The 4,843-nt window shown below is 34.5% G+C and carries 6 protein-coding genes; all 6 read right to left on the bottom strand.

Going from position 1 to position 4,843, the window contains the following annotated elements; translation table 11 throughout:
- Nucleotides 1–442: 442 nt before the first annotated feature.
- Nucleotides 443–1,252, bottom strand: a complete 810-nt coding sequence (locus tag LEP1GSC195_RS01765; protein WP_015679800.1) for a hypothetical protein — start codon at nucleotides 1,250–1,252, stop codon at nucleotides 443–445.
- Nucleotides 1,253–1,496: 244 nt separating this feature from the next.
- Complete coding sequence (locus LEP1GSC195_RS01760; RefSeq protein ID WP_015679802.1) at nucleotides 1,497–1,847, bottom strand: HepT-like ribonuclease domain-containing protein; 351 nt, start codon at nucleotides 1,845–1,847, stop codon at nucleotides 1,497–1,499.
- Nucleotides 1,840–2,076, bottom strand: a complete 237-nt coding sequence (locus LEP1GSC195_RS01755; RefSeq protein ID WP_232227626.1) for a nucleotidyltransferase family protein — start codon at nucleotides 2,074–2,076, stop codon at nucleotides 1,840–1,842. Before LEP1GSC195_RS01755 ends, LEP1GSC195_RS01760 begins: the two co-directional genes overlap by 8 nt.
- Nucleotides 2,077–2,336: 260 nt before the next feature.
- The gene (locus LEP1GSC195_RS19335) at nucleotides 2,337–3,197 is read right to left on the bottom strand and encodes a DUF2971 domain-containing protein (protein ID WP_015679803.1); all 861 of its coding nucleotides are present in this window, start codon (nucleotides 3,195–3,197) and stop codon (nucleotides 2,337–2,339) included.
- 201 nt (nucleotides 3,198–3,398) lie between these two features.
- Nucleotides 3,399–3,800: a helix-turn-helix domain-containing protein gene (locus LEP1GSC195_RS01745; protein ID WP_015679801.1), complete on the bottom strand. Its 402-nt coding sequence runs from the start codon at nucleotides 3,798–3,800 to the stop codon at nucleotides 3,399–3,401.
- Nucleotides 3,797–4,096 carry a type II toxin-antitoxin system HigB family toxin gene (locus tag LEP1GSC195_RS01740; protein ID WP_040506210.1) on the bottom strand — a complete coding sequence of 100 codons (300 nt, stop codon included), beginning with the start codon at nucleotides 4,094–4,096 and terminating at the stop codon, nucleotides 3,797–3,799. Before LEP1GSC195_RS01740 ends, LEP1GSC195_RS01745 begins: the two co-directional genes overlap by 4 nt.
- Nucleotides 4,097–4,843: the final 747 nt, after the last annotated feature.

Below are 4,843 nucleotides of genomic sequence, written 5' to 3'. Positions count from 1 at the left end.
GTTAGTTATTATAGTATCAAATTTTAGTCGAAAGGAATATCCAATCGAGCGCAAATTTTCTCTTAAATCTTAAAAAGCGTAAATAAACAAACTGCACATTCGTGGAGAGAAAGACTTGAATTGTTTTCTTCCAAAGCGTAAATCGACAACACCCTCATAAAAAAATTTGCGCGATTTCTTCTGTAAATCAACTAATTGCAATTAACGAACTAGACTAACCGACGTAGGCTGACCCTGAGTCCCCGGAGGGGACGTTAGGGCTGGAACGACGCTTGCGTAAGCAAGAGGAGTGCCAGAAGCCTATGTGTCGGAGACCGAACGAGGGCGCAAGTCCCGAAGTGAAGCGGTTAGTTGCTGTTATGCGTAGTTGCCAAGAATTAGATTTTTACCGTTAAGTTTTTACAATTAATACAGATTTATTTCTTTTACCTTTAAAAAGCTTTTACAGGTCTTCAGGATTAATTGGATTATTGCGATGTTCGGCGAATCCTAAAGGGAAATCAGGAGTAGAATATTTGTAATCTCTTCCGAGCTTTAGATCAAAGAATGCTGAGGTTCCTAAATGTGTTTTTGCCTTTGTTCTTATTTGATTAAAATATTCAAAATTGTTTTTAAGATCCATTAAATTTTCAGTTAATTGAAGTCCATAGCAACATTCGCTAATTTTAATGACTTTGAAACAAGGAGTTTCCTCGATTCGTTTTTTTCCAAAAAAATTAACATACGTAGGACCTAGAATAGTAAACCAGTATAAATTCGGGATATATTTTTTCAAAACGAAGGATGTAATTATCATTGTTGGGTTTTTGAAATTTGAATAAATAGAGACGTTAGCTTCATATTCAAAATTAAATTCACTCTCACTAGTCATTGAATGAATATACCCAAACTCACCTGTAAAAGTTTTTGAAGACTTAGTTAAGAAATTCTTGATCTGATGTAATTCATTATCCAATGTTTTCTTTTTATAATGAATGCTTATTGCTCCGAAAATATAATTTTTCTTTCCATTATCTATAATAGATAACATTCTATTTCTCTTCTGCTTTAAATAAAATGGAGAACCATCCCAAATTTCGAGAACCTTACTTATATCATTTTCTTCGAATATTTTATTAATAGGTTCTACATTATTGTAATATTCTGGTTTCAATTCGGTAATTGTTTTTAGAAATAGCTTTAATAATTTCAATCCTTCTTTTTTTGGTTTTATATCTTTTGAAATCAAGACTCTTGAAAAAATATCTAGCATGTGAGGCCTATTATTACTTACCTTTAAGAGAATCAATTTAATTTGTGAATAAGTTTTTTTGGCAATTACGCATAACGAACTAGACTAACCGACGTAGGCTGACCCTGAGTCCCCGGAGGGGACGTTAGGGCTGGAACGACGCTTGCGTAAGCAAGAGGAGTGCCAGAAGCCTATGTGTCGGAGACCGGAGGGCGCAAGTCCCGAAGTGAAGCGGTTAGTTGCTGTTAACCGCCGTTGAGTTGTTTTAGGATGGATTTCTATTGAAGTCTTTAATTCCCGGTATTTTGTTTTTACAAATATTAAAAACAATTTCGTGGTCGAGACCTTCATAATGATGAGAAATAACGTCTCTCATTTTCATAATCTTTTCCCATTCGATTTCAGGGAATTTGTTCAGAAATTGACGGTCTAATTTTACTACAGACTTTACATTGTCTCCGATTGCTTGTAATCGCATAGCGATTGAATCTAGGATTGTAATTCCATCTTGAGAGTTGATAAGATCATCCGGAAATTTGATTTTAAGGAATCGATTTTCGATCAGCAGAATAGATTCGAGAATAAACTCAAACCGTTCAGTTATTTCCTCAGACATTAATTATATCTTTCTGGATTCTATTAAGGAAAGAAGGTTTAATTTGATTTCGTTTTCTAACAAGGTCAACATTTCGTTCAAAAAGTTTTTCCAAGTATATTTTTAAACCAACGAATGAATCGAAATCAGGGTATTTCATTTCAACAAGTAAGTCAACGTCACTTTCCGAGTTAACTTTATCCTTTGCAAAAGAACCGAAAATACCAATTTTGAAGAACGCCAAAATCATTATTAAGAATGGGTTTGATTTTAGAAAGTTCCTTAATCAATTCTTGTTTAGATTCTACCTTCATGGTTAAATTATCTTAATTCGGTCTTAAAAGTCAATAATAGGAAGATCGAATTTCTTTATGATTTGCCTTTCTTTTATTAAATCAGTAAGATTTTTTCGCATTTTAGGTAGATTTTTGCGAAATGGCGGTTAACGAACTAGACTAACCGACGTAGGCTGGCCCTGAGTCCCGAACGCGCTGTTATGCGAAGGTGCGTTTATTTACCTATTGGAGTTTTACCTAATGTTACCGGAATATCTAGCTTATTTTCTTTAAGATATAATAACAATGATTCAGCTGCCTTTTCACCCAAAATACTTCGTTCAATGTAAATTCCCTTTATCTTGACATCTGGAATTGGTACTTCTATATAAGGCACAAACATTCCTTGGTTTATTCGAAATTTAGTATCGAGTTCCATATTTCGGTCATATAACTTTGTATAAGTAATTCTAGCCTCTTTTTCTTCGCTATAATCTGGATGCTTTATGATAAGCATTGTCATAAGTAAAGCTACAATAAAAGACATTTTGAAGTCATCTAGAAATTCTTTTGTTATATTATTTGAATTTAAAATTTCTTCAGCTGATTCTATTAATTTATTAATTAATGTATCTTGATCTTTTCTATTGTATATTACTGTGTAAAAGAACAACGGATTTTTAATGCCCTTTAATAAACTCATAGTATCAAAAGCAATCATATATCCGATAGATTCCTTTGAATAATAACGCCATTGGCTAAGTAAATCTTTTTCGATACAAAAGCTGGTAACAAATCTCGGGGCTTCTGAATGATGTTGTTCAATAAATTTACGTGTGGTATTTAGCAATTCTTCTAAAATGCCGGTTAATTTTGAGTTTTCGATTTTTTCTTTTATTAGGTTATGAAAATAAGTTGTTTCTGAAGGATCATTTAGGTATCGGACGTCACTGGCCCAGATTCTCCTTGATTCTAAAATTCCTTTAACTCCATTTATGTCTGTATAATGATAAATTTCTTTTGGATTAACTTGTGGAATTATTATTTCCTCCGTTTTTCTTTTAAATATTTCTATTATTTTTTCAAAGGTGTTCATAATTTGTTAGCACTTTCGACTAACGAACTAGCCTTAACGACGTAGGCTGACCCTGAGTCCCGGTAACGGGACGTTAGGGACTGGCCACGTAGCTTGCGTATGCAAGCGAGTGCCAGAAGGGAAATGTGCCGGAGGCCGAGCGAGGCCTTGTGCCGAAGCGAAGCGTTTCCGCGCTGTTAGCCGAAGTTGCAAATATATAGTTTAAATAAAAACCGAAGGAGAGATTTTGAATTTATCTGCAAGGGCTTTGATTTGCCTTACGTTTAGTTCTCGTTTTCCATTCAATATTTCTGAAACAACACCTTGGCTACCCAAAATAGCTAGATCTTTTTGTGTTAAGTTGTTTTCTTGCATTAGATATTTTAAAATTTCGATTGGTTCAGCATTGGGCTGTAAGTAATGATCGTTTTCATATTCTTCGATCAGATTTCCAACAGTTTCAAGAAGCGGAGCTAATTGATGTTTTTCATCATTTCCAACTTCATCAATAAGTTCATCTAAAACTTTAACTAATTTTTTATATTGTTTATCAGTATGAGGAACGGAGAGAATATCTTTTAGGTCATGCCAAACATTCTTAATTTTTTTAATTTCTAGAATCATATAATCTCCTTTTTCCATTTCCCCTTATCATAATCTGAATGAGTTAAAATGTATCTAATAAAAACTTTCTGAGTGTTAAAGTGAATAGCTGCAATTAACCTGAAGTTGTTTCCACTAATGTTAAAAACCGTAAGATTTCCTACCAAATCGACAGAATTAAATAGTTTTCTTAATTCATTAAAATCTTTAAATGAAGTATTTTTAAGGATTTTATACCAGCTCTTTAAGGAAGATTCAGAATTAGGATGTTTAATGATAAAATCATCTAATTTCTTCCAGCTGATAATATGCACCATTACCATTTGTATCTCAAAATGAGATATATCAAATATTTTTTTGGTTATTCGTTTATTTAGTTTTTTGTCAATTTCGGCTAACGATAGAGGCTTACCGACGTTTCGTGTAGCTGAGCCTCAGTAGGAGGCGTTAGCGTGACACGGAATGTGCCTTTAGGCCGAGCGAAGGCCCCACGAGAAGCAGATTTCCACAGAAATCTGAGTCGAAGTGGATAAGGACCTGAGCGAGCGGTAAGGCGATGTTAATTGCAGTTGGTTATCTATTGAATTTGTTAGATATATGAAGTGGGCTTATCTCGAGCGCAAATTTTCTCTTAAATCTTAAAAAGCGTAAATAAACAAACTGCACATTCGTGGAGAGAAAGACTTGAATTGTTTTCTTCCAAAGCGTAAATCGACAACACCCTCATAAAAAAATTTGCGCGATTTCTTCTGTAAATCAACTAATTGCAATTAACGAACTAGACTAACCGACGTAGGCTGACCCTGAGTCCCCGGAGGGGACGTTAGGGCTGGAACGACGCTTGCGTAAGCAAGAGGAGTGCCAGAAGCCTATGTGTCGGAGACCGAACGAGGGCGCAAGTCCCGAAGTGAAGCGGTTAGTTGCTGTTATGCGTAGTTGCCAAGAATTAGATTTTTACCGATAAGTTTTTACAATTAATACAGATTTATTTCTTTTACCTTTAAAAAGCTTTTACAGGTCTTCAGGATTAATTGGATTATTGCGATGTTCGGCGAATCCTAAAG

The organism is Leptospira wolbachii serovar Codice str. CDC, from assembly GCF_000332515.2.
Lineage (GTDB): Bacteria > Spirochaetota > Leptospiria > Leptospirales > Leptospiraceae > Leptospira_A > Leptospira_A wolbachii.
The sequence above is the reverse complement of the archived record's forward strand: the minus strand, read 5'-3'. Positions and strand labels throughout refer to the sequence as shown.